Source organism: Burkholderia ubonensis (assembly GCF_902833085.1).
Lineage (GTDB): Bacteria > Pseudomonadota > Gammaproteobacteria > Burkholderiales > Burkholderiaceae > Burkholderia > Burkholderia ubonensis.
In genome coordinates, this window is record NZ_CADFEB010000014.1 from 180,284 (window position 1) to 203,384 (window position 23,101).

Annotated in this window: 27 protein-coding genes; 4 read left to right on the forward strand and 23 right to left on the reverse strand. The window is 65.9% G+C overall.

From position 1 onward, the window contains the following. Genes HWX31_RS33245 through HWX31_RS33255 form a run of 3 tightly spaced genes read right to left on the reverse strand, consistent with a single transcriptional unit; the run spans position 1 to position 2,449 of the window. A complete protein-coding gene (locus HWX31_RS33245; protein WP_174959407.1) occupies positions 1-873 on the reverse strand; it encodes a pilus assembly protein in 873 nt (290 codons plus the stop codon). Further along, positions 870-1,526, reverse strand: a complete 657-nt coding sequence (locus HWX31_RS33250) for a fimbrial protein (protein WP_244143913.1) — start codon at positions 1,524-1,526, stop codon at positions 870-872. Before HWX31_RS33250 ends, HWX31_RS33245 begins: the two co-directional genes overlap by 4 nt. After that, positions 1,523-2,449 (reverse strand): competence protein ComA, encoded by a 927-nt coding sequence (locus HWX31_RS33255; RefSeq protein WP_174959405.1) that lies wholly within the window; start codon positions 2,447-2,449, stop codon positions 1,523-1,525. Before HWX31_RS33255 ends, HWX31_RS33250 begins: the two co-directional genes overlap by 4 nt. A 224-nt stretch (positions 2,450-2,673) precedes the next feature. Here HWX31_RS33255 and HWX31_RS33260 point away from each other — a divergent pair, with 224 nt between their 5' ends. Then, positions 2,674-5,061: a penicillin-binding protein 1A gene (locus HWX31_RS33260; protein ID WP_174959403.1), complete on the forward strand. Its 2,388-nt coding sequence runs from the start codon at positions 2,674-2,676 to the stop codon at positions 5,059-5,061. A gap of 84 nt (positions 5,062-5,145) precedes the next feature. On the opposite strand, the gene cyaY is transcribed toward HWX31_RS33260, so the two are convergent. Continuing rightward, on the reverse strand, positions 5,146-5,472 hold the full coding sequence (cyaY, locus tag HWX31_RS33265; RefSeq protein ID WP_010092926.1) for an iron donor protein CyaY: 327 nt from the start codon (positions 5,470-5,472) through the stop codon (positions 5,146-5,148). 36 nt (positions 5,473-5,508) lie between these two features. On the opposite strand from cyaY, the gene lptM reads away from it, so the two are divergent. Beyond that, on the forward strand, positions 5,509-5,793 hold the full coding sequence (gene lptM, locus HWX31_RS33270) for an LPS translocon maturation chaperone LptM (RefSeq protein ID WP_174959401.1): 285 nt from the start codon (positions 5,509-5,511) through the stop codon (positions 5,791-5,793). A 103-nt stretch (positions 5,794-5,896) separates the two neighbouring features. On the opposite strand, the gene msrQ is transcribed toward lptM, so the two are convergent. From msrQ to HWX31_RS33295, 5 genes are all read right to left on the reverse strand, one after another. Next, a complete protein-coding gene (gene msrQ, locus HWX31_RS33275) occupies positions 5,897-6,568 on the reverse strand; it encodes a protein-methionine-sulfoxide reductase heme-binding subunit MsrQ (RefSeq protein ID WP_174959399.1) in 672 nt (223 codons plus the stop codon). Positions 6,569-6,589: 21 nt separating this feature from the next. After that, entirely contained in the window at positions 6,590-7,585 is a 996-nt protein-coding gene (gene msrP / locus HWX31_RS33280; RefSeq protein WP_174959396.1) for a protein-methionine-sulfoxide reductase catalytic subunit MsrP, read from the reverse strand. Positions 7,586-7,743: 158 nt separating this feature from the next. Then, a complete protein-coding gene (gene ccsB / locus HWX31_RS33285) occupies positions 7,744-8,934 on the reverse strand; it encodes a c-type cytochrome biogenesis protein CcsB (RefSeq protein ID WP_175934012.1) in 1,191 nt (396 codons plus the stop codon). A 4-nt stretch (positions 8,935-8,938) separates the two neighbouring features. After that, a complete protein-coding gene (locus tag HWX31_RS33290) occupies positions 8,939-11,140 on the reverse strand; it encodes a cytochrome c biogenesis protein ResB (protein WP_174959391.1) in 2,202 nt (733 codons plus the stop codon). Between the two features lie 119 nt (positions 11,141-11,259). Next, entirely contained in the window at positions 11,260-11,913 is a 654-nt protein-coding gene (locus HWX31_RS33295) for a c-type cytochrome (RefSeq protein ID WP_059655864.1), read from the reverse strand. Between the two features lie 206 nt (positions 11,914-12,119). Here HWX31_RS33295 and yihA point away from each other — a divergent pair, with 206 nt between their 5' ends. After that, entirely contained in the window at positions 12,120-12,779 is a 660-nt protein-coding gene (gene yihA / locus HWX31_RS33300) for a ribosome biogenesis GTP-binding protein YihA/YsxC (RefSeq protein WP_174959389.1), read from the forward strand. Positions 12,780-13,031: 252 nt separating this feature from the next. Then, a complete protein-coding gene (gene hemB / locus HWX31_RS33305; protein ID WP_042582913.1) occupies positions 13,032-14,030 on the forward strand; it encodes a porphobilinogen synthase in 999 nt (332 codons plus the stop codon). 144 nt (positions 14,031-14,174) lie between these two features. Here the strand turns inward: hemB and dsbD are convergent, their stop codons facing one another. The 14 genes from dsbD to rplR form a co-directional block, all read right to left on the reverse strand. Next, complete coding sequence (gene dsbD, locus HWX31_RS33310; protein WP_174959387.1) at positions 14,175-16,043, reverse strand: protein-disulfide reductase DsbD; 1,869 nt, start codon at positions 16,041-16,043, stop codon at positions 14,175-14,177. Further along, on the reverse strand, positions 16,036-16,362 hold the full coding sequence (cutA, locus tag HWX31_RS33315) for a divalent-cation tolerance protein CutA (RefSeq protein WP_174959385.1): 327 nt from the start codon (positions 16,360-16,362) through the stop codon (positions 16,036-16,038). The genes dsbD and cutA overlap by 8 nt, the downstream gene beginning before the upstream one ends. A gap of 180 nt (positions 16,363-16,542) precedes the next feature. Then, entirely contained in the window at positions 16,543-16,938 is a 396-nt protein-coding gene (rplQ, locus tag HWX31_RS33320; protein ID WP_006400638.1) for a 50S ribosomal protein L17, read from the reverse strand. A 138-nt stretch (positions 16,939-17,076) separates the two neighbouring features. Beyond that, a complete protein-coding gene (locus HWX31_RS33325) occupies positions 17,077-18,054 on the reverse strand; it encodes a DNA-directed RNA polymerase subunit alpha (RefSeq protein WP_042582910.1) in 978 nt (325 codons plus the stop codon). Between the two features lie 124 nt (positions 18,055-18,178). Next, positions 18,179-18,802 carry a 30S ribosomal protein S4 gene (gene rpsD / locus HWX31_RS33330; protein WP_084899913.1) on the reverse strand — a complete coding sequence of 208 codons (624 nt, stop codon included), beginning with the start codon at positions 18,800-18,802 and terminating at the stop codon, positions 18,179-18,181. Positions 18,803-18,942: 140 nt separating this feature from the next. Beyond that, complete coding sequence (gene rpsK, locus HWX31_RS33335) at positions 18,943-19,344, reverse strand: 30S ribosomal protein S11 (RefSeq protein ID WP_010092939.1); 402 nt, start codon at positions 19,342-19,344, stop codon at positions 18,943-18,945. 28 nt (positions 19,345-19,372) lie between these two features. Then, complete coding sequence (gene rpsM / locus HWX31_RS33340; RefSeq protein WP_006400641.1) at positions 19,373-19,738, reverse strand: 30S ribosomal protein S13; 366 nt, start codon at positions 19,736-19,738, stop codon at positions 19,373-19,375. Between the two features lie 38 nt (positions 19,739-19,776). Then, a complete protein-coding gene (rpmJ, locus tag HWX31_RS33345) occupies positions 19,777-19,893 on the reverse strand; it encodes a 50S ribosomal protein L36 (protein ID WP_004199844.1) in 117 nt (38 codons plus the stop codon). 21 nt (positions 19,894-19,914) lie between these two features. Next, on the reverse strand, positions 19,915-20,133 hold the full coding sequence (infA, locus tag HWX31_RS33350; RefSeq protein ID WP_004521905.1) for a translation initiation factor IF-1: 219 nt from the start codon (positions 20,131-20,133) through the stop codon (positions 19,915-19,917). A 9-nt stretch (positions 20,134-20,142) separates the two neighbouring features. Beyond that, entirely contained in the window at positions 20,143-21,492 is a 1,350-nt protein-coding gene (secY, locus tag HWX31_RS33355; protein WP_010092940.1) for a preprotein translocase subunit SecY, read from the reverse strand. A gap of 44 nt (positions 21,493-21,536) precedes the next feature. Then, positions 21,537-21,971 (reverse strand): 50S ribosomal protein L15, encoded by a 435-nt coding sequence (gene rplO, locus HWX31_RS33360; RefSeq protein WP_006482880.1) that lies wholly within the window; start codon positions 21,969-21,971, stop codon positions 21,537-21,539. 28 nt (positions 21,972-21,999) lie between these two features. Continuing rightward, positions 22,000-22,182: a 50S ribosomal protein L30 gene (gene rpmD, locus HWX31_RS33365; protein ID WP_006400644.1), complete on the reverse strand. Its 183-nt coding sequence runs from the start codon at positions 22,180-22,182 to the stop codon at positions 22,000-22,002. A gap of 15 nt (positions 22,183-22,197) precedes the next feature. Then, positions 22,198-22,716, reverse strand: a complete 519-nt coding sequence (rpsE, locus tag HWX31_RS33370) for a 30S ribosomal protein S5 (protein WP_006482895.1) — start codon at positions 22,714-22,716, stop codon at positions 22,198-22,200. Between the two features lie 14 nt (positions 22,717-22,730). Then, complete coding sequence (gene rplR / locus HWX31_RS33375) at positions 22,731-23,096, reverse strand: 50S ribosomal protein L18 (RefSeq protein WP_006400645.1); 366 nt, start codon at positions 23,094-23,096, stop codon at positions 22,731-22,733. Positions 23,097-23,101 lie beyond the last annotated feature (5 nt).

Consider the following 23,101-nt stretch of genomic DNA (forward strand, 5'->3'; position numbering starts at 1 on the left):
TCACCATTGCATGCCCTCGTCATCGAGCCCCATCCTGCGCGGCCCGTTCCTCGTCGCCAGCGTCACCGCATCCGCCTCGACCCGCACCACGCGCATCGCCCCGACCGTCTCGCCGGCCGCCACGGCGGTAATGGCCCCGGCGCCGTCGTCGAACAGCGCGAGGCCGGTGCGCGCGTCGCGCATCACGCCGGCGAGCCGGGACGGCAAGGTGTCGCCCGTTCCTGGCTCGTCTCCGATACCGAACGGATCCGCGTCCTGCGAAGCCACGGCGATCGGTCGGTCGCCGTATGCCGCGCGTCCGCCCGGCATGGCGGGAAATACGTCGAGCGACAGCCCGACGCGCGCGGCCCGCCCGGCGCGCTCGGCGTTTATCGCCGTCGGCACGACCAGCACCGGCAACGTCGCCAGAGCGCCGACCATCCGCCGCAGCGCCGGAAAACCGCCATCCGCGACAATGCGCACCGTGCGGCGCACGTCCTGCCGGGCGCCCGGCTCGGGCTGAGGCTCGATCGAGACGACCCGCAGCCCGCTCGACGCGGCGAGTTCGGCCAAATCGAGCATCAGCGCCGGCCAGCCGGGTGCGGCCGGCGCGCCGCGACCGTCGTCCGTTTTGGCGGGCGCCGCGCGATGCATCGCGGCCTGCGCCAGCGCGCGCTCGGCCTCGGCAGCGCGCGCCCTGGCGGCATCCAGGGACGCGCGGCTGCGGGCGAGGCCGCTCCAGTCCTCGGCGGCCGAGAGGTGAACGCCGCCCGCCAGCACCACGCCGAACGCGAGCACGCAGCCTGCGACGTGCGATGCAACCGGCAGCGCACGGCGCGCCGCTCCGTTTCTCCCGCCGTCGCCGATCCCGAATCGATACGCAGGCGCAGTCATGTCCGCTCCCCCTGCCCGGCGTCGCGAGGCGATCCGTCGTGCCAGCGCAATTGCACCGAGAACCGGAACGGCATCCGCGTCGCACCCGCCGGCTCCGCCGGCGCCGGCTTCAGCGCGTCGACGTCGACGCGCCACGCGTGCTGCTGCTCGCGCGCGATGCGGTCGAGCCACCGGGCCGCTGCCCGATAACTCGCGGCCCGCGCGTCGAGCACCGCGCCGGACGCCGTCATGCGCAACGCTTCCAGCCCGATGCCGTCATCGCGAACCCGCGCCACCAACGCGAGCAGTTCGGTGGCCCGCCGGTAAGGCGCCGCCAGCGCCGCAGCCTGCGCGTCGCGCTGGGCGGCGGCGGCGGCCATCCGCGCTGCGCGCGCCGCCTCGTCCACCTGGGGTTGTTGCCTCGACAACCGCGCCTCGACGACGGCACGTTCGGCATCGGTTCGCATGCGCAGCCACGCCGCCCCGCCCGTCCATGCGCCGACGCCCAGGATGCCGAGCAGGATCGCTGCGCCGCATTGCGCGGCCCGGCGCCGACGCATGGCCCGCGCGAGGCGGTCGCGATATGGCAGCAGGTTGAATCCGTCGAGGTCGAGCCACGTGAACGCGGCTGCGGGCTTCTGCGGCGCCCCCGGAAACACGGTCGGCGCGCTCATTCCCACACTCCGCGCAACGCCAGCCCGAAGGCAACCGCGAATGCCGGCCCGCCGACGGAACCGGCCGGCACCGCGGATGCTTCGCCGCCCCAACGCGCGCACTCGAACGGCATCGCGCTCGCGCCGAGCAGGTCGCCGATCTCGGCGACGGACGTGTCGAACCGCGCGAGACAGCGCTCGTCGCCGCCGACGAGCGCACAGCGGGCCGGCCGGCGCACCCGCGCGCGCAATGCGTCGGGCAGCACCGCATGCGCGCGATCCGGAAACGTGAACTGCGACACGGCCTCCCCGCCTTCCAGCCACCAACCGCGCACGCCCGCATCGCCGAACCAGAGCGCAAGGCATGGCTCGCTTGCCTCCGATTCGCACAGCGCGGCAAAACGCAGCGCCCGCAGCGCCGCGATCGATTCGCCGTCGACCGCCGTCAGATCGACACCGGCCACGGCGGCCGCGTCGACCCGCCGCTGCAGCGCGGCCTGCGACGCGGCGGCGATTGCGAGCTCGCCGGGCCGCGCGCCGCCGTCATGCCGCCAGTCGAATGCGAGACTGTCCGGCGCCAGCCCGGAGATGCGTTCCGCGGCCTGGCGCGCGGCATCGGGGATGTCGTTGCGCCCGGCCAGGTCGAGCGTCGCCGTGTGCATCTCGTCGTCCCGCAGCGCCATCACGCCGCGCGCGTCGCACCGCACCCCGCGCGCCGCCAGACGCGACACGGCCGCGGACAGCGCGCGCCCGACCGCCGCCCAGCGAGCCTCGTCGGGCCCGTCGGACAGCCCGTGCGGCTCCGTCTCGAGCCCGTCGACGCGCACGTCCGCGCCGCGCCCGCGCCGGCTCAGCACCACCACCCTCACGTCGCCCGCGGCGACGTCGATCCCTGTCGCCGTGCGCCTGCCCATCGCGAATCGCACCGCCCATCGTCCGTCCATCCCAGCCTCCCGCCGTCGCTGCGGCTCCTGCCGCATTCCCAGGCTCGCATTCTGGCGAGCGGCACGCGGGGCCGGCAGTCGGCCGAACGGCCAACGCCGCGAAACGCGTGCGCCGGCGCGCTATGCTGGAGGGGCGGCACCCCGCGGCCGCGCGACGGGTGCGCACCCGTCAGGACCGGTCATACCGGCCAGCTATAATCGCGGGACTGTTTTCCGGTATGCCTATGCAATCCACGTCCCCTACGTCCCCGCCCCCCGCCCCGGAGCCGAAGAAACGCCCTTGGTGGCTGAAAATCCTGATCGGCCTCGTGACGGTGTGCGTGGCGCTCGTCCTGTGCGGCGCTCTCGTGCTCGGCTATGCGCTCGTCGTCGCGTCGCCGAACATGCCGTCGCTCGACGCGCTGACGGACTATCGTCCGAAGGTTCCGCTGCGCATCTATACGTCCGATCACGTGCTGATCGGCGAATTCGGCGAGGAACGCCGCGACATCGTCCACTTCAGGGACGTCCCCGACTCGCTGAAGAAGGCGATCCTCGCGATCGAGGACGCGCGCTTCTACGACCACGGCGGCGTCGACCTCACCGGGATCTTCCGCGCCGGCATCGTCGCGCTGACCAACGGCCACGCGACGCAGGGCGCGAGCACGATCACGATGCAGGTCGCGCGCAACTTCTTCCTGTCGAGCGAGAAGACCTACACGCGCAAGATCTACGAGATGCTGCTCGCGTACAAGATCGAGCGCGCGCTGACGAAGGATCAGATTCTCGAGGTCTACATGAATCAGATCTATCTCGGCCAGCGCGCGTACGGCTTCGCGAGCGCCGCCCGGGTGTATTTCGGCAAGGACCTGAAGGACATCACGCTGGCGGAAGCCGCGATGCTGGCCGGCCTGCCGAAGGCGCCGTCCGCGTACAACCCGGTCGTCAATCCGAAGCGCGCGAAGGTGCGCCAGGAGTACATCCTGCAGCGGATGCTCGAGCTGAACTTCATCTCGCGCGAGCAGTACGGCGAGGCGATCGCGCAGCCGCTCGTCGTCAAGGGCGCAGGCCGCGAATTCAGCGTGCACGCCGAGTACGTCGCCGAAATGGTGCGGCAGATGATGTATGCGCAGTATCGCGAGGAGACGTATACGCGTGGCTTCAACGTCGTCACGACGATCGATTCCGCCGATCAGCAGGTCGCCTACGGCGCGCTGCGCAAAGGGATCATGGATTACGAGCGGCGTCACGGCTATCGCGGGCCGGAGGGCTTCATCGAGCTGCCGGCCGGCGCCGACGATCGCGAGCAGGCGATCGACGATGCGCTGCTCGAGCATCCGGACAACGGCGAGCTGATCGCGGCGGTCGTGACCGACGCCGGCCCGCGCCAGATCACCGTCGCGTTCATCGACGGCAGCAGCGCGACGCTCGAAGGCGACAACCTGCGCTTCGCCGCCGGTGCGCTGTCGGCCAATGCGCAGCCGAACCGGCGTATTCGTCCGGGCGCGATCGTGCGCGTCGTGAAGAACGACGCCGGCGCATGGACGATCACGCAACTTCCGCAGATCGAAGGCGCGTTCATCTCGATCGTCCCGCAGGACGGCGCGATCCGCTCGCTCGTCGGCGGCTTCGACTACAACAAGAACAAGTTCAACCACGTCACGCAGGCGTGGCGGCAGCCGGGCTCGTCGTTCAAGCCGTTCATCTACTCGGCGTCGCTCGACAAGGGGCTCGGGCCGGCGACGATCATCAACGACGGCCCGCTGTACTTCAGTGCCGCAGAAACGGGCGGCCAGCCGTGGGAGCCGAAGAACTACGGCGGCGGCTTCGATGGCCCGATGTCGATGCGCACCGCGCTGCAGCGCTCGCGCAACCTCGTGTCGATCCGGATCCTCAACCACATCGGCACGAAGTACGCGCAGCAATACATCACGCGCTTCGGCTTCGACGCCGACCGCCACCCTGCCTATCTGCCGATGGCGCTGGGCGCCGGCCTCGTCACGCCGCTGCAGATGGCGGGGGCGTACTCGGTGTTCGCGAACGGCGGCTTCCGCGTCAATCCGTACCTGATCGCCGAGGTGACCGATCCGAACGGCGTCGTCGTCGCGCGCGCGCAGCCGCTCGTCGCCGATCAGAACGCGCCGCGCGCGATCGACGCGCGCAACGCGTACGTGATGAACAGCCTGCTGCAGAGCGTCGCGCAGCGCGGCACCGGCGCGAAGTCCAACGTCCTGAAGCGCACCGATCTCGCGGGCAAGACCGGCACGACGAACGACTCGCACGACGCGTGGTTCGCCGGCTACCAGCACACGCTCGCCGCGATCGCCTGGATCGGCTACGACAACCCGCGCAGCCTCGGCGACCGTGAAACCGGCGGCGGCCTCTCGTTGCCCGTGTGGATCGACTACATGGGCGCGGCGCTCAAGGGCGTGCCCGAATTCAAGCCGACGATGCCGGACGGCGTCGAAACGCTCGGCAGCGAACTGTATTTCGCCGACTTCACGCCGGGACACGGCTTCGTGTCGACGGTCGGCGTGGCGCAGGCGCCGGTCGCGCAGGACGCGGAGGAAGAAGCACCGCACGTCGACGAGCAGGAGAAGCAGGACATCATGAACCTGTTCCGCGGACACTGACCTGCCGCGCGGACATCAGCAAAAAAGCGGCCCTCGGGCCGCTTTTTGTTTGATCAGACGTTTTGCGCGCTCCCGCGCGGACGCTCAGGCGCTGAACGTGATCGGCATCCCGGCCTGCTGCGTCGCGTAGTCGCTGAGCGCCGCGTAGAACTCCGTGCCGGTGCGCGTGTCGCGCCACGCGCCGTCGACGTAGCGGTAATGGAAACCGCCCGCCTTCGCGGCGATCCACACTTCCTTCATCGGCGGCTGCAGATTGACGATGATCTTCGAGCCGTTCTCGAACGTCAGCGTCAGGACACTGCCGTTGCGCTCGAGATCGATGTCGTGATCGCCGTCGTTCGCGGCGTCCACGGTGCGCTCGACGGCCGCCAGCACGGCCTCGGCGCGGGTCAGGTATTCGGTATCGGACATGCTAAACTCTATCGGTTCAATTGTTCAGGGACGATCATGCGAGTCGTTTTCCGGATGAGCGCGATTGTAGCGGCTTTGGCAATTCTTGCAGGCTGCGGTCAAAGCGGTCCGCTCTATTTGCCCACCGTGCCGCCGCTTCCGCCGAAACCGGTCGACCAGCAGCGGGACACGCCGCCGTCGGACGTCAAGCCGACCGACGAAACCGCGTCGTCGTCCGAGAGCATGCCCGATACGTCCGGCACGCCGCTCACGTTGTCGCCCGAGCTGTCGGGCGGCGCCGTTGCGCCGGCCCCCGCATCCGGCTCGGTCAGCCCGCAGTAACGCGGCAAGACGGCAACCGCGCATAGCCGCGCAACGGCAGCAAACAAGGCGATGACCACGCGGTCATCGCCTTTGTTGTTCGTGCATCGCGATTCGCGGCCGGTCAGCCCCTCACGCGCCGCCATCCCCACGCGGCCAAACGCCAGCCGAGCAGCGCCACGACGATCGCCGCGTACAGCTTCGGCTGCGCGAGATCGTGCTTGCCGGCCTTCATCCACCAGAAATGCAGCACGCCGAACGGCACGATCGCATAGATCGCGCGATGCAGCGTCGCCCAGTGCCGCCCGAGCCTGCGGACCATCGCGCGCGGTGACGTCGCGGCGAGCGGGACCAGCAGCACGAACGCGGCAAAGCCGACGGTGATGAACGGCCGCTTGCCGATGTCCTTCAGGATCTCGGCCAGGTCGAACCACTTGTCGAACCAGATATAGGTCGTGAAGTGCAGCGTCGCGTAGAAGAACGCGAACAGGCCGAGCATCCGGCGAAAGCGCAGCAGCGCGGCAACGCCGGTCATCCGCCGCAGCGGGGTGACGCCGAGCGTGATGCACAGCATCACGAGCGTCCACAGGCCGGTCGAGCGCGTGACGAATTCGACCGGATTCGCGCCGAGCCGGTCGGTCAGGCCGAACAGCACGACGCGCGCGAACGGAGTCAGGCCGGCCGCGAAAGCCAGCACCTTGGCGGGAGCGAGCCAGCGCGGCGGAGCGGCCCGGGTCCGGGCCTGGTCCGGCCGGGGCGCGGCGGCGCGCGCCGGCGTGAGCGTCGAAGCGGGCATGTCGTTTCTCATCGGTGCGCGTCAGAAGAACTTCTTCAGATCCATGCCCTGATACATCGACGCGACAAACTCGCCGTAGCCGTTGAACATCAGCGTCTTGCGCTTCGGCGTGAAGAAGCCGTCGTCACCGATGCGCCGCTCGGTCGCCTGGCTCCAGCGCGGATGGTCGACGTTCGGATTCACGTTCGAATAGAAGCCGTACTCGTTCGGCGCGTAGGTGTTCCAGCTGGTCGGCGGCTGCTTGTCGACGAAGCGGATCTTCACGAGCGACTTCGCGCTCTTGAAGCCGTACTTCCACGGCACGACGACTCGCACCGGCGCGCCGTTCTGGTTCGGCAGCACCTGCCCGTAGACGCCCATCGCCAGCAGCGTCAGCGGATTCATCGCCTCGTCCATCCGCAAGCCTTCCGAATACGGCCAGTCGAGGATCGGCGTCGACAGGCCCGGCATCTGCGACGGGTCGGCGAGCGTGACGAACTGCACGTATTTCGCGTTGCCGGTCGGCTGCACGCGCTTGATCAGCTCGGCAAGCGGCACGCCGATCCACGGAATCACCATCGACCAGCCTTCGACACAGCGCAGCCGATAGACGCGCTCCTCGAGCGGCGCGAGCTTCAGCAGTTCGTCCAGATCGAACACCTTCGGATGCTGCACCTCGCCCTCGACGCTGACGCGCCACGGACGCGGGCGCAGCGTGCCGGCGTTGCGGGCCGGATCGCCCTTGTCGGTGCCGAACTCGTAGAAGTTGTTGTAGGACGTGACGTCCTTGAACGGCGTCGCCTTGTCGGCCACGACGAATTTCGGATTGGTTTTCGCCGCCAGCTTCGCCGCACGCGCATCGGGCGACGCGTACCCGGCAAGCGCCGCGCCGCTGCCGCCCAGCATGCTGCCCGCCGCCGCGAGGCCGGCTGCCTGCAGCATGCGCCGGCGGTTGTCGAATACCGCGCGCGGCGTGATCTCGCTGCGCGGAATGTCGTCGCCGCTCAACGCGTTCCGGAAAGGCCGTTTGATCCACATCGTACTGCTCCTCCTGCGTGCGCACCGCGCCCGCGCCATGCGCGTTCGACCCGCGCCATCATGCGCCGTTCGGCGCCCGGATCGCCCGCACGTTACAAAAGAAAACCGCCGGGCACGCAGTGCGCCGGCGGTCTTTGGTCGAACGAGCGTCGGGAATCTTACAGCTTGCCGTAGCTGTGCAGCCCGGACAGGAACATGTTGACCCCGAGGAACGCGAACGTCGTGACGATCAGGCCGGTCAGCGCCCACCATGCGGCAGCCGTGCCGCGCAGGCCCTTCATCAGCCGCATGTGCAGCCATGCCGCGTAGTTCAGCCACACGATCAGCGCCCAGGTCTCTTTCGGGTCCCAGCTCCAGTAGCCGCCCCACGCCTCGGCCGCCCACAGCGCGCCCAGGATCGTCGCGATCGTGAAGAACGCGAAGCCGACCGCGATCGACTTGTACATCACGTCGTCGAGCACCTCGAGCGCCGGCAGCCGGTCGCCGAGCACGCCGCGCTCCTTCATCAGGTACGCGACCGACACCATCGCCGACAGCGCGAAGCTGCCGTAGCCGATGAAGTTCGCCGGCACGTGGATCTTCATCCACCAGCTCTGCAGCGCCGGCACCAGCGGCTGGATCTGCTGCGCGTCGCGTGCGATCGAATACCACATCAGGAAGCCGACCGCCGCGCTGATGATCAGCAGCACGAACGCGCCGAGCGCACGCGTGCCGTAATGGCCTTCGTAATACAGGTAGAGCAGCGCGGTGATCAGGCTGAACAGCACGAACACTTCATACAGGTTCGACACCGGAATATGGCCGACGTCGGCGCCGATCAGGTACGACTCGTACCAGCGCACCATCATCCCGGCGAAGCCCATCAGCACCGCGACCCACGTGAGCTTCTGGCCGATCGCGGCGGCGGACGCCGAACGCGCGAGCGTGCCGATCCAGTAGAACACCGTCGCGAGCACGAACAGCGCGCTCATCCACAGGATCGCCGACTGGCTCGACAGGAAGTACTTGAGGAAGAATGCCGAGTCCGCGCGCGCCAGGTCGCCCTGGTAGATCTGGATCGACAGCAGCGCCAGCACCGCGATCGACGCCATCAGCAGCCGGGCCGGCTTCCAGCGCCAGCCGAGCGTGACGAGCGCCGGGACGGTGCCGACCAGCACCGCCTTGTCGTAGTAATCCATGTGCGCGTTGTAGTGCACGAACGCATAGCCCGCACCGAGCACGAGCGCGAGCGCGAACAGCCAGTCGAACGGCGACAGGCGCAACAGGAACGGACGGTCGTCGAACAGCGGCGCCGGAATCGGGGCCTGAGCCGACGCCTCGCGGGCGGGGGAAACTTGAGTGAGATCCATGATGTTACCGGGTGGAATCCTCTGAACCGCCGCCGGCCGGCGGGCGGGGAGCCGATGCCGGAGCGGCATCGCGAGGTGCGGCGTGCAAGGCGGCGCCTGCCGCGTCGCGCGTCTGCACGAATTCTTTCTCGAAATCGAAGGTCTTGCGGGCCGTGGACATCGCCATCACCACATCGACGCCGGAGCCGGCGTCCTTGAGCCAGAACCAGAGGCGCCGCTCGCGCACGTAGAACATCGAGAAGATGCCGGCGACCAGCAGCAGGCTGCCAAGATACACCAGATTCTTGCCGGGCGCGCGCGTCAGCTGAAATACCGAAGCCTGCACCTGCTTGAACGAATCGAGCTGCAGGTAGACCGGCGCGCCGTACAGGAAACTGTCGGACAGCGCGTTGATCGCGTTCTGCACGAACCGGACCGACTCCGCGCCCTGCTGCACGGGCAGTTCGCCGGCGCGCTCGCGCGCGATCTGCCAGACTTCCCACATCGCGCCTTCGAGCATCCGCAGCATCAGGCCGGCCGCCTTCTCCTGCTCGGCCTTCGGCACCGACCGGTCGATGAACGTCGCAACCGCCTGGAACCCGCCCGGCGGCTGGCCGTCCATCCCGCGCCCGGCGCTGTCGTCGCCGGCGGCAAACAGGGTCAGCACCTTCGACGCGCTGTCCTGCAGGCGGCCGCGCAGCGCCGCTTCGCTGCCCGGCAGCGAACGCTGCGCGAAGCGTGCGGCGGCCTCCGTGCGGACCGCCGGGTCTTCGAGCGCCGCGCGCAGGCGCATCCATTCGCCGATCGAATCCTGGCCGTCCGCAGGAATCCGCATGTAGCGGAACGGATCGTTCGGGCTTGCGCGCACGCCCGCGAGAAACACGCGCTCGCCGCCCATGTCGACCGGCAGCATGTAGTTGTTGAACTCGCGCGCCTGGCCGTCCTTGCCGCGCACCTTGTACTGCACCGACGGGCCGATGTTGTGCAGCTGCATCGGCTTCGACGATTTCGCGCCCGAGCCGAGCCGCTCGTCGAACGCTTCCTTGAGCGTCGTGGTCTTCGCGACGCCGCGCACGTCCGGCTTGCCGTTCGCGTCGGCCATGTTCTCGACGTTGATCGCACGGAAATCGGAGAATTCGATCGTCTCGCCGTCGGCGCCCGGCATCTGGAGCGGCACCGAGCTGCCGATCGTGCCCTGCACCGGGAACGTCTTCGGCGCGGCGCCCGTCATCGGGTACGCGGTCATCTGCATCTGCGAGCCGCCGTCCTGGAAGCTCGACTGGTAGATCGACACGCCCTTGTACGTGAACGGCTTGTTGACCTCGACGCGCGCCGGGATCTTCTGCCCGGTCGCGCGATCGATCACGACGATGTCGCTCGCGAACAGCTTCGGCATCCCGGTCGTGTAGTAGTCGACGATGAACTTGTTGAGCTGGATCGAGAACGGCAGGTCCTGGATCAGCGAGCCGTTCGGCTGGTTGAGGATCGCGGTCGACACGAACTGGCCTTCCGGCACCCACGCGTAGCCGCGGAACGTCGGGTTCGACGCCGACAGGCGATGGTCGGGCGAGATCTCGCTGATCGTCGCGCTCGTGTTGACGGGGCTCTTGCCGAACATCCACATCTGGAATTTGATCGGCAGGTTGCTGTCGAGCAGGCCGCCGACGCAGATCACGACGATCGCGAGGTGGGCGGCGATGTAGCCCCACTTCGTCATCGCGCCGCGCTTCGCGGAAACCAGCGTCGCGCCGTCGGTTTCGCGCACGACGTGCTTGTAGCCGGCCTTCGTGACGAACGCGGCGAGCGTCGCGGTCACCTCCGCGCGCGTGCCGGTCGCCGCATATTCGGCCTTGTGGTGGAACGCGCGCAGGCTGCCCTCGCGCACCTTGTCCTTCCAGCTCTTTGCGTCCTTGAGCATCTTCGGCGCATTGCGGATCACGCACAGCGAGATCGACACGACGAGGAAGATCAGGATCAGCATGAACCACCACGCGCTGTACACGTTGTACAGGCCGAGCGAGCGGAAGATGTCGGCCCAGAACGGCCCGAACTGGTTCACGTAGTTCGGATACGGGTCGTCCTGGGTCAGGACGGTGCCGACGATGCTCGCGATCGACAGCACCACCAGCAGCGCGATCGCAAAGCGCATCGAGCTCAACAGCTCGACTGCGCGCTTCGTTGCGCCCTGGCCCGACTTCGACTGCAACCCCGACGTGGTAACGCTCATTCAAACTCCGACTGACAACAAAAAAGGGCAAGGCGGCCGCTGCGATGCGGCGCCCCACCCTTTTCTTGTTCTGACTCCGGCCGCCCTGCGGGCGCCCGGTCGCTCTTTCGCGCCGACGCTCAGTGCAGGCCGGCGATGTAATCCGCGACGGCCTTGATCTCGCTGTCCGACAGGCGCGTTGCGATCTGATGCATCGCCTCGTTGTTGTTACGGGCGCCAGCTCCCTGCTGGAACGCCGCCAACTGGGCGACGGTGTAATCCGACCACTGGCCCGACAGACGCGGATACTGGACCGGCAGCCCCTGGCCCGTCGGCCCGTGGCAGCTCGCACACGCGGGCACGCCCTTCTCCGCGATGCCGCCGCGGTAGATCTTCTGGCCGAGCGGCACGCTGGCCGCGACGTGCGCGGTGCCGGGCTTGGCCGCCTGCGAACCGTAATACGCCGCGACGTTGCGCGTGTCGTCCGCGCTCAGCGCGCTCGCGAACCCGACCATCACGGCGTTGTTGCGCGCCGGCCCCTTCGCGCCCGGCTGCGCCTTGAAATCGTTCAACTGCTTGACCAGATATTCGGGATGCTGGCCGGCGAGCTTCGGAAAACCGCCCGACGCGCTGTTGCCGTCGGCGCCGTGACACGATGCGCAGACTTGCGCCGCGATCGCCTTGCCACGCTCCAGATCCGGCTTTGCCGCATCCGCCGCCCTTGCCTCTGCTACGAAACCTACGAACCCTGCTGCAACCTGAAGCACCATCAGAGACTTGCACAGTCGATTCATTCGCACACCCTGTTTCGTCTTGTGGGAATTGAGGTTCTGCAATAAACGACGGCGATCAGTCTACCGCAGAAGCGCGCGAGGCGGGGCGCCCGGGGCCTTCGGTAAAACCGCCGTATTGTACAATATCGCGCTGAAAGCCCCCGCGCCTATCGGGGCTACCCCGCCTCCACCAAGCGGCTCGCGCCGCCCGTCCGTCCCCGGTTCCCATGGCCTTTCTGCTCCATCAAGCCCGCTTCTACACGACCGTCAACCACCTGCGCGACCTGCCGCCGACGGTGCAGCCGGAAGTCGCGTTCGCGGGCCGCTCGAACGCCGGCAAATCGACCGCGATCAACGTGCTGTGCAACCAGAAGCGGCTCGCGTTCGCGTCGAAGACGCCCGGCCGTACGCAGCACATCAACTACTTCTCGGTCGGCCCGGCGGCCGAGCCCGTCGCGAACCTCGTCGACCTGCCCGGCTACGGTTACGCGGAAGTGCCCGGCGCCGCGAAGGCGCACTGGGAAATGCTGCTGTCGACCTACCTCGCAACCCGCTCGCAGCTCTGCGGGCTGATCCTGATGATGGATTCGCGCCGCCCGCTGACCGAGCTCGACCGCCGGATGATCGAGTGGTTCACGCCGACCGGCAAGCCGATCCACACGCTGCTGACGAAATGCGACAAATTGACGCGCCAGGAAAGCATCAACGCGCTGCGGACGACGCAGAAAGGGCTGGATGCGTATCGCGACGCGGGCGTCGAAGGCAAGCTGACGGTCCAGCTGTTCTCGGCGCTCAAGCGCACGGGGCTCGACGAGGCCCACGCGCTGATCGAGAGCTGGGTGCGGCCGTCCGTCGCCGACGAAAAAAGCGAGCCTGTAGCACAATGATCGGGCACCGCGCGGCCGGCACCGGCCGTGCGCACCTGAGGGCGCCTGCGTTTCGGCCGGCTCATAAAAAAACCCGCCGTTTAGCGGCGGGTTAAACAGCCTAATCGAATAACGACAGGCACCCGCTCAGGGAGGAGAAGCGGGGAGCATCACGCTACGCGTGACGCTCGATCGCTATCATATACCAACGATCCAGAAAATAACCTAAGGGTTCTGTAAAGCCCTTATTGCCCTGATTTCTGCCAAATCGCCATGAGCTTCCATCCGCTTCATCGTCCGCGCCGGATGCGCCGCGACGACTTCTCCCGCCGCATGATGCGCGAAAACCGCCTGACCACCGACGACCTGATCTATCCGGTCTTCGTCGTCGAAGGCACGAACGAGCGCCAGCCGGTGCCGTCGATGCCCGGCGTCGAGCGCGTGTCCGTCGACCTGCTGATGCAGGTGGCCGAGCAGTGCGTCGAACTGGGCGTGCCCGTGCTGTCGCTGTTCCCGGCCATCGAGCCGTCGCTGAAGACGCCTGACGGCCGCGAGGCGGCCAATCCCGAGGGACTGATCCCGCGCGCGGTGCGCGAGCTGAAGAAGCGCTTCCCCGAGCTCGGCGTGCTGACCGATGTCGCGCTCGATCCGTATACGAGCCACGGCCAGGACGGCGTGCTCGACGAAAACGGCTACGTGATCAACGACGACACCGTCGAAATCCTGATCGAGCAGGCACGCGCGCAGGCCGAGGCAGGCGTCGACATCGTTGCGCCGTCCGACATGATGGACGGCCGCATCGGCGCGATCCGCGAGATGCTCGAAAGCGAAGGCCATATCCACACGCGCATCATGGCCTATTCGGCCAAGTACGCGTCGGCGTTCTACGGCCCGTTCCGCGACGCGGTCGGCTCGGCGGCGAATCTGGGCAAGAGCAACAAGATGACCTACCAGATGGACCCGGCGAACACCGACGAAGCGCTGCGCGAAGTGCGCCTCGACATCGAGGAAGGCGCGGACATGGTGATGGTGAAGCCCGGCATGCCGTACCTCGACATCGTACGCCGCGTGAAGGACGAGTTCCGCTTCCCGACCTACGTGTACCAGGTCAGCGGCGAATACGCGATGCTGAAGGCCGCCGCGATGAACGGCTGGCTCGATCACGACAAGGTCGTACTCGAATCGCTGCTCGCGTTCAAGCGCGCCGGCGCCGACGGCGTGCTCACGTACTTCGCGCTCGATGCCGCGCGCCTGCTGAAGGCACAGCGCTGATCCCGCGCCAGAGGCCGGAAAGCAAAACGGCGACGCACTTCGGTGCGTCGCCGTTTTTTCTTGCCGGCCGATCGAGGGCCGGCGCCGTCTTTGCGCGCGCAGCGCGTTCGAATGTCTCCGACCCGCGCGCGCGACGCACGCCGGTCACACCGTCGGCACCGCCGCGCGATCGAGGCTGCGCAGGAACGTGTCGGCAGCCTGATAGCCGACCACCCGCCCGATTTCCTTGCCGTTGCGATCGAAGAAGATGATCCCGGGCGGACCGAACAGGTTGAAGCGCTTCAGCAGCGCCTGATCATCCGGACTGTTGGCGGTGACGTCTGCGCGCACCAGGTGCAATTGCGCGAGCCTCGCCTGCACGCGCGAATCGGTGAAGGTCAGATGCTCCATCTCCTTGCAGCTCACGCACCAGTCGGCGTAGAAATCGAGCATCACCGGCTGGCCCGACGTCTTCAGCAACGCATCGAGCTCGCCATTCGACCCCACTGACGCAAAAGCCGGGCTTTCCTGCGCGCCCGGCGCACCGGCCGCGGGCGAACCGGCCACGGACGCGGTCGTGCGCGCGGCAAGCACCGCCAGCGGCTTGACGGGATCGGTCGAGCCCGCGGCGAGGCCGACGAGCAGCGTGGCCGCCCAGATCGCCAGCGCCGCGCCGAGCCCGCGCCCGAGGCGCCGCCAGATCGACGGCGTGCCCGCGTGCGGCGTGAACAGGCCGAGCGCGGCCGCCGCGACGAGCAGCCACAACGCGGCCAGGATCATCCGGAACGCCCCGCCGAGCACCGGCCAGACGATCCACAACGCGGCCGCGAGCAGCACGATGCCGAAGAACACCTTCACGCCGTCCATCCATGCACCCGCGCGCGGCAGCAACGTGCCCGCGCCGACGCCGACGATCAGCAGCGGCACGCCGAGCCCCAGCCCCATCGCGAACAGCGCCGCGCCGCCGAGCAGCGCGTTGCCGGTATGCGCGATGAACGCGAGCACCGCGAACAGCGGCGCCGTCATGCAGGCGCCGACGACGAGCGCCGACAGCGCGCCCATCGCCGCGACCGCCGCGAAGTGGCCGCCCTTGTGGCCGGTCGTCGCGTTGGCGGCGCCGTTCTGCCAGCGCTGCGGCAGCGCGATGTCGACGCCGGAAATCAGCGATGCCGCGAAGGCCGTCAGCAGCACGCCGAAGCTGCCCAGCACCCACGGGTTCTGCAGCCATGCCCCGAGACTCTGCCCGACCAGCGCGGCGGCGATCCCGAGCACCGTGTAGACGAGCGCCATGCCGATCACGTAGGTCAGCGACAGCGCGAAGCCGCGTGCGTGCGTCACGCGCGTACCCTGGCCGATGATGATCGCCGATACGATCGGAATCATCGGATAGGAGCAGGGCAGGAGGCTCAGCACGACGCCCGCGACGAAATACAGTGCGACGACCGTGAAGAAGCCCTGGCCTTCGAGCAGCGACTGCGCATAATCGGCGCTCGTGATCTTGTCGAGCCAGCTGCCGGCCGCCTCGTCGCGACCGGCCGGCGAGGCCGCTGCCGGGGACACCGCGCCCAGCGCGTCGCCGCTCACCTTCACGACATGCTCGGCCGGCGGATAGCAGATCCCTTCGTCCGCGCATCCCTGCGACGTCACCGCGAGTTCGAACGCCCCGGCTGCCTGCTTGATCGGCACGTGGATCACCACGTCGCCGCGGTAGGTCTCGACGTTCTTCTGGAACGTCTGGTCGAACTTCACATGGCCCGCGGGCAGCTGCGGCTCGCCGAGCGTCGCCTGGCCGCTCTTGACCGCGAACGCGAACCGCTCCCGATACAGGTAATAGCCGTCCGCGACCTTGAAGCGCACATCGACCTGACCCGGCGACTCGCTGGCGCTGAACTTGAACGCCACCGACGGATCGAGGAAATCGTCGGCGGCCCGGGCGAGCGACATGCCGCCCAGCGTGAACGCGAGGAGTGACAGCAGCAGCGCGAGGAGCCGCAACGCATGGATGCGCGCGCGAAGAGCCATACCGTTAAACATGAAATAGACGTTGTGTTTCGCCCGCCACCCACTGGCCGTACTTCGGCGCGGCCGCCGCTTGCCAGGAGACGATTTCGGGCGTGTCGTAAGGATGGTGCGACTGGATGAAGCGCTCCAGCTCGAGCGAGCGCACCGGGCTCGTCTTGAACAGCAGCTGGATTTCCTCGGCCGTTTCGACCTTGCCTTCCCAGTGATAGCGCGACCGGATCGCGCCGAGCTGCGACACGCAGGCGGCAAGCCGCGCGGCCAGCGCGCCGTCGGCGAGCGCGTCGGCGGTCGCCTCATCCGGCACCGTCGTCAGCATCAGCACCACGACCATTCGCGCACCTCCAGTTTCGTTCGCCGGCGCATTCGCCAGCTGTTTGCTCCGTATCGTAGCGCACCCTGCGCGATGGTGCCGGCGGCCGCCTGCGACAATCGACCGCATTCCGAGACCGCCAAGCAAAAAGGGCCAAGCAAATGCTTGACCCTTTTCTGTTACTGCGACGTACCGGGAAGCTTATTCAGCTTCTTGCACGTTTTCCGTTTCGTCGACTTCCGGACGATCCAGCAGTTCGACCAGTGCCATCGGTGCGTTGTCGCCGACGCGGAAGCCGAACTTCAGGATGCGCAGGTAGCCGCCCGGACGGTTCGCGAAACGCGGACCGAGCACGTCGAACAGCTTCGCTACCGAGTCGCGATCGCGCAGGCGGTTGAACGCCAGGCGACGGTTCGCGAGCGACGGCTTCTTGCCGAGCGTGATCAGCGGCTCGACGACCTTACGGAGTTCCTTCGCCTTCGGCAGCGTCGTCTTGATGACTTCGTGCTCGATCAGCGAGTTGGACATGTTGCGGAGCATTGCCAGACGGTGGCTGCTCGTGCGGTTCAGTTTCCGCAGACCATGACGATGGCGCATTTCAGTTTCCTTGATTCAAAGTTTTGATCCAGCTCTTCTATCGCACCTGCAGGGGTGCACGGGCCGGTAACGAAAAAAAGCAAGATGCGGATTCTAAAGGAAAATCCGCATCTTGGCCAGTTACAGCAACAACCGGGCTTACTTGTCGAGACCAGCCGGCGGCCAGTTCTCGAGCTTCATGCCCAGCGTGAGACCGCGGGAAGCAAGTACTTCCTTGATCTCGTTGAGCGACTTGCGACCGAGGTTCGGCGTCTTCAGCAGCTCGTTTTCCGTGCGCTGGATCAGGTCGCCGATGTAGTAGATGTTCTCGGCCTTCAGGCAGTTCGCCGAACGAACCGTCAGCTCGAGATCGTCCACCGGACGCAGCAGGATCGGATCGATCTGCGGTGCGCGCGACGGTGCTTCCGCTGCCGTCTCCGTGCCTTCCAGTGCCGCGAACACGGACAGCTGGTCGACCAGGATGCGCGCCGATTGACGGATCGCCTCTTCCGGCGTGATCACGCCGCTCGTCTCGATGTTCATCACGAGCTTGTCGAGGTCGGTACGCTGCTCGACGCGCGCGCTTTCGACTGCGTAGCTCACGCGGCGAACCGGCGAGAACGATGCGTCGAGGACGATGCGGCCGATGATCTTGGCCGTGTCTTCGCCATAGCGACGCACGTTGCCCGGCACATAGCCGCGGCCCTTCTCGATCTTGATCTGCACGTCGAGCTTGCCGCCCTTCGACAGATGCGCGATCACGTGATTCGGGTTGATGACTTCGCAATCGTGCGCCAGCTCGATATCGGCTGCCGTGACGATGCCTTCGCCTTCCTTGCGCAGCGTCACCGTCACTTCGTCGCGGTTGTGCAGCTTGAACACCACGCCCTTCAGGTTCAGCAGCAGGTTGACGACGTCCTCTTGCACACCGTCAAGCGTCGAATACTCGTGCACCACGCCCGCGATCGTCACTTCGGTCGGCGCGTAGCCAACCATCGACGACAGCAGCACGCGGCGAAGCGCGTTGCCCAAGGTGTGGCCATAGCCGCGTTCGAACGGCTCCATGACCACCTTCGCGTGGTTCTCGCCCAGCGATTCCACGGCGATGATCTTGGGTTTCAGCAAACTGGTTTGCATGGGCTTTCCTTTTCAATACCCTCGGCTCGTTACACCGATAAGGCTGACCGGTAACAACCAGAAAATAAACAGCCGAGGCCCCTCCTTGCGTGACGCAATCGGGGTACCTCGGCCGTCAATCGGATTAACGCGAATACAATTCGACGATCAGGCTTTCGTTGATGTCGCCGGCGATGTCAGCGCGTTCCGGCATTTGCTTGAACGTACCTTCGAATTTCTTCGCATCGACCGAAACCCAGCTAGCCATGCCGCCTTGCTCGGCCAGCGACAGCGCTTCGACGATACGCGCCTGCTTCTTCGCCTTTTCGCGGATCGCAACCACGTCGCCGGCCTTCACTTGCTGCGACGGGACGTTCGCGACGACGCCGTTCACGGTGATCGACTTGTGGCTCACGAGCTGACGCGCTTCAGCGCGGGTCGAGCCGAAGCCCATGCGGTACACGACGTTGTCGAGGCGCGACTCGAGCAGTTGCAGCAGGTTTTCACCCGTGTTGCCCTTGCGGCGGTCGGCTTCAGCGAAGTAGCGGCGGAACTGACGCTCCAGCACACCGTAGATGCGCTTGACCTTTTGCTTTTCACGCAGCTGCGTGCCGTAGTCGGACGTACGTGCGCCCGAGGTACGGCCATGCTGGCCCGGCTTGCTGTCGAGCTTGCACTTGTCGGCGAGCGACCGGCGCGCGCTCTTCAGGAACAGGTCGGTGCCTTCACGGCGGGACAGCTTGGCCTTAGGGCCGATATAACGTGCCACTTTGCATTCCTTTATCAATCAGTCACGCGGATCGCGATCCGCGCTAGTTCGCGCCCTTTGGGGCGAACGGTGGGCTTAGTCAATCAAAAAAGCACAGCCCGTCGACGCAAAGCGGCGACAGGCATTGCGCCAGCACATCGTTAGATGCGGCGACGCTTCGGCGGACGGCAGCCGTTGTGCGGAACCGGAGTGACATCCGAAATCGCGGTGATCTTGATGCCGAGGCCGTGCAGTGCACGCACTGCCGACTCACGACCCGGGCCCGGGCCCTTGATCCGCACTTCCAGATTCTTCACGCCGTATTCCATCGCCACGCGGCCGGCCGACTCAGCAGCAACCTGAGCAGCGAACGGCGTCGACTTGCGCGAGCCCTTGAAGCCCTGGCCGCCCGACGTCGCCCATGCCAGTGCATTGCCCTGGCGATCGGTGATCGTGATGATCGTGTTGTTGAACGACGCGTGAACGTGAACCACGCCTTCAGCGACGTTCTTCTTGACCTTCTTGCGAACGCGTTGCGCCGCGGTGTTCGAAGCCTTAGCCATTACGTTTTCCTGTAACTGTCAGTTCCGCTTACTTCTTCAGCGCTTGCGCTGCACGACGCGGACCCTTGCGAGTACGTGCGTTCGTACGCGTACGCTGACCGCGCATCGGCAGGCCCTTGCGGTGACGAACGCCACGGTAGCAGCCGAGGTCCATCAGGCGCTTGATGTTCATCGTCACTTCACGGCGCAGATCGCCTTCGACGACAAACTTGCCCACTTCTTCACGCAGCTTTTCCAAGTCTGCGTCGGTCAGATCCTTGACCTTCTTCGAAAAATCGACGCCAGCTGCCACGCAGATGCTGCGCGAACGGGTGCGGCCGATACCGAAGATGGCCGTCAGGCCGATCTCGGTATGCTGGTGATTCGGGATGTTAACCCCTGCGATACGAGCCATTGTTTTTCCTCAAACAAAAAGCGCAAACAAACGCGCGGTCAGCCTTGGCGCTGCTTGTGGCGCGGATCCGAGCTGCAGATCACGCGAACGACGCCTTTGCGCTTGATGATCTTGCAATTGCGGCAAATGCGCTTAACCGATGCCATCACTTTCATGATATTACCCTTTTTTCCAAATCACTTCGCCCGGAACACGATCCGCGCACGCGACAGATCGTAAGGCGTCAATTCAACCGTCACCTTGTCGCCCGGGAGAATGCGGATGTAGTGCATCCGCATCTTTCCGGAGATATGCCCCAACACGACATGGCCGTTTTCCAGCTTCACACGGAAGGTCGCATTCGGGAGGTTTTCGATCACCTCGCCCTGCATCTGGATTACATCGTCCTTGGCCATAGGTCCTTTTTAACGCATTGGGATGTTGCCGCCCTTGAAGTTGGCCTTCTTGAGCAGCGACTCATACTGTTGCGACATAACGTACGACTGCACCTGCGCCATGAAGTCCATCGTGACGACGACAATGATCAGCAGCGACGTTCCACCAAAATAAAACGGCACGTTCCAGCGCAGCACCAGAAATTCCGGCAGCAGACACACGAAGACGATATAGATCGCACCGGCCAGCGTCAGACGCGTGAGGATGCGGTCGATGTATCGCGCAGTCTGCTCGCCCGGACGGATGCCCGGCACGAACGCGCCGCTCTTCTTCAGGTTATCCGCGGTTTCCCTGCTGTTGAACACCAGCGCGGTGTAGAAGAAGCAGAAAAACACGATTGCCAGCGTGTACAGCAGCACATAGACCGGCTGGCCCGGCTTCAGCGCCTCCGCCACGTTATGCAGCGTGTTGGAGAACCAGCTTCCCGACGGCTGCCCCGTGCTGAACCAGCCAAGGATCGTTGCCGGGAACAGGATGATCGACGATGCGAAGATCGGCGGAATCACGCCCGACATGTTCAGCTTCAGCGGCAGGTGAGACGACTGCCCGCCGTAGATCTTGTTGCCGACCTGACGCTTCGCGTAGTTCACGAGGATCTTGCGCTGACCGCGTTCGATGAACACGACCAGGTAAGTCACCGCAGCGATCAGAACGACAATGATGATCGCCGAGAACGGCCCCATCGAACCCGTCTTCACCAGCTCGAGCAACCCACCGACGGCATTCGGGAACCCTGCTGCGATCCCGCCGAAGATGATGATCGAGATACCGTTGCCCAGACCCCGCTCGGTGATCTGCTCACCCAGCCACATCAGGAACATCGTGCCGGTTACCAGCGTCACGACCGTCGTCAGACGGAACAGCATGCCGGGGTCGGTGACGAGGCCCGGCTGGTTTTCCAGCGCAGCCGCGATACCGAACGCCTGGAAGGTCGCGAGCACCACGGTGAAATACCGCGTGTACTGCGTGATCTTCCGTTGCCCTGCCTGCCCTTCCTTCTTCAGCGCTTCGAGCTGCGGCGAAACGATCGCCATCAGCTGCATGATGATCGACGCCGAGATGTACGGCATGATCCCCAGCGCGAAGATCGTGAAGCGGGAAAGCGCGCCACCCGAGAACATGTTGAACATGCCCAGGATGCCGCCCGCCTGGCTCTGGAACAGCTTAGCCAGTTGATCCGGATCGATGCCCGGCACGGGGATGTGCGCGCCGATGCGATAGACGATCAACGCCAGGAGCAGGAACATCGCTCGCCGGCGCAGATCGCCGAATTTCGCCGTGCTTCGACCGGGTTTTGCAAGACTCGGGCTGTTAGCCAAGTACTTTCTCCGATGCAAATGCTAGAGACGACGCGCTAGGCGTGTCACTCGGCAAACGAACCGCCAGCCGCTTCGATCGCAGCGCGCGCACCCTTGGTGGCACCGAGACCCTTCACGACGATTTTGCGCTTCAGTTCACCGGTGGCGATGATCTTTGCGCTCTTCGTCAGCTCGCCGACCAGGCCGGCTTGCTTCAGTGCGAGCAGATCGATCTCGTCGACCGGCAGCTTCTCGAGGTCGCCCAGGCGCACTTCACCGACGAATTCCTTCGTCAGCGACGTGAAGCCGCGCTTCGGCAGACGACGTTGCAGCGGCATCTGACCGCCTTCGAAGCCGACCTTGTGGAAGCCGCCCGAACGCGATTTCTGACCCTTGTGACCACGGCCAGCCGTCTTGCCGAGGCCCGAACCGATGCCGCGGCCGACGCGACGCTTGGCGTGCTTGGCGCCAGCTGCCGGCTTCAGGTTATTCAATTCCATATCAACTCCTTGATCCGTAGTCGGCCGCTTACGCGATGACCTTAACCAGGTACGAGACCTTGTTGATCATGCCGCGGACCGCCGGCGTATCCTGCAGCTCGCTAACCGAGTTGAGTCGGCGCAGGCCCAGGCCACGCACGGTCGCGCGGTGCGATTCGCGGGTCCCGATCAGGCTCTTCACGAGCTGAACCTTGACAGTTTTTTCAGACATGGTGACCACCCGGGCTTAGCCCAAAATTTCTTCGACGGACTTGCCGCGCTTCGCCGCGATGTCTGCCGGGGTGGACTGCTTGCGCAGGCCGTCCAGCGTCGCACGGACGAGGTTGTACGGGTTCGTCGAACCGTGGCTCTTCGCCACGACGTTCTGAACGCCCATCACGTCGAACACTGCGCGCATCGGGCCGCCGGCGATCACACCGGTACCCGCCTTCGCCGGAGCGAGGAGGACTGCCGATGCGCCGTGCTTGCCGTGCACTTCGTGTTGCAGCGTGCCGTTCTTGAGCGGCACCTTGAACATGTTGCGGCGAGCTTGTTCCATTGCCTTCTGGACGGCAACCGGCACTTCCTTCGCCTTGCCCTTGCCCATACCGATGCGGCCATCGCCGTCGCCAACCACGGTCAGTGCGGCGAAGCCGAGAATACGGCCACCCTTCACGACCTTGGTCACGCGGTTGACCGAAATCATCTTTTCGCGAAGGCCGTCGTCGCGCTCGTCAGCCTGAACTTTCGCTTGCATCTTTGCCATGACGAATTCCTTCCTTAGAACTTGAGCCCAGCTTCGCGAGCTGCCTCAGCCAGCGCCTTCACGCGGCCGTGGTAGCGGAAGCCCGAGCGGTCGAAGGCGACGGATTCGATGCCGGCGGCCTTAGCCTTCTCAGCAATACGCTTGCCGATCAGCGTTGCGGCAGCAACGTTGCCGCCCTTGCCCGACTTGTCGGCGAGCTCGGCGCGCACTTCCGCTTCGAGGGTCGACGCGCTGGCCAGCACCTTGGTGCCGCAGGGCGAGAACACTTGAGCGTAGATGTGCGTGTTCGTGCGATGCACGGCGAGACGCGCGACCTGCAGCTCAGCGATCTTGATACGCGTCTGGCGAGCGCGGCGCAGGCGAGATTGAGTCTTATCCATGATTG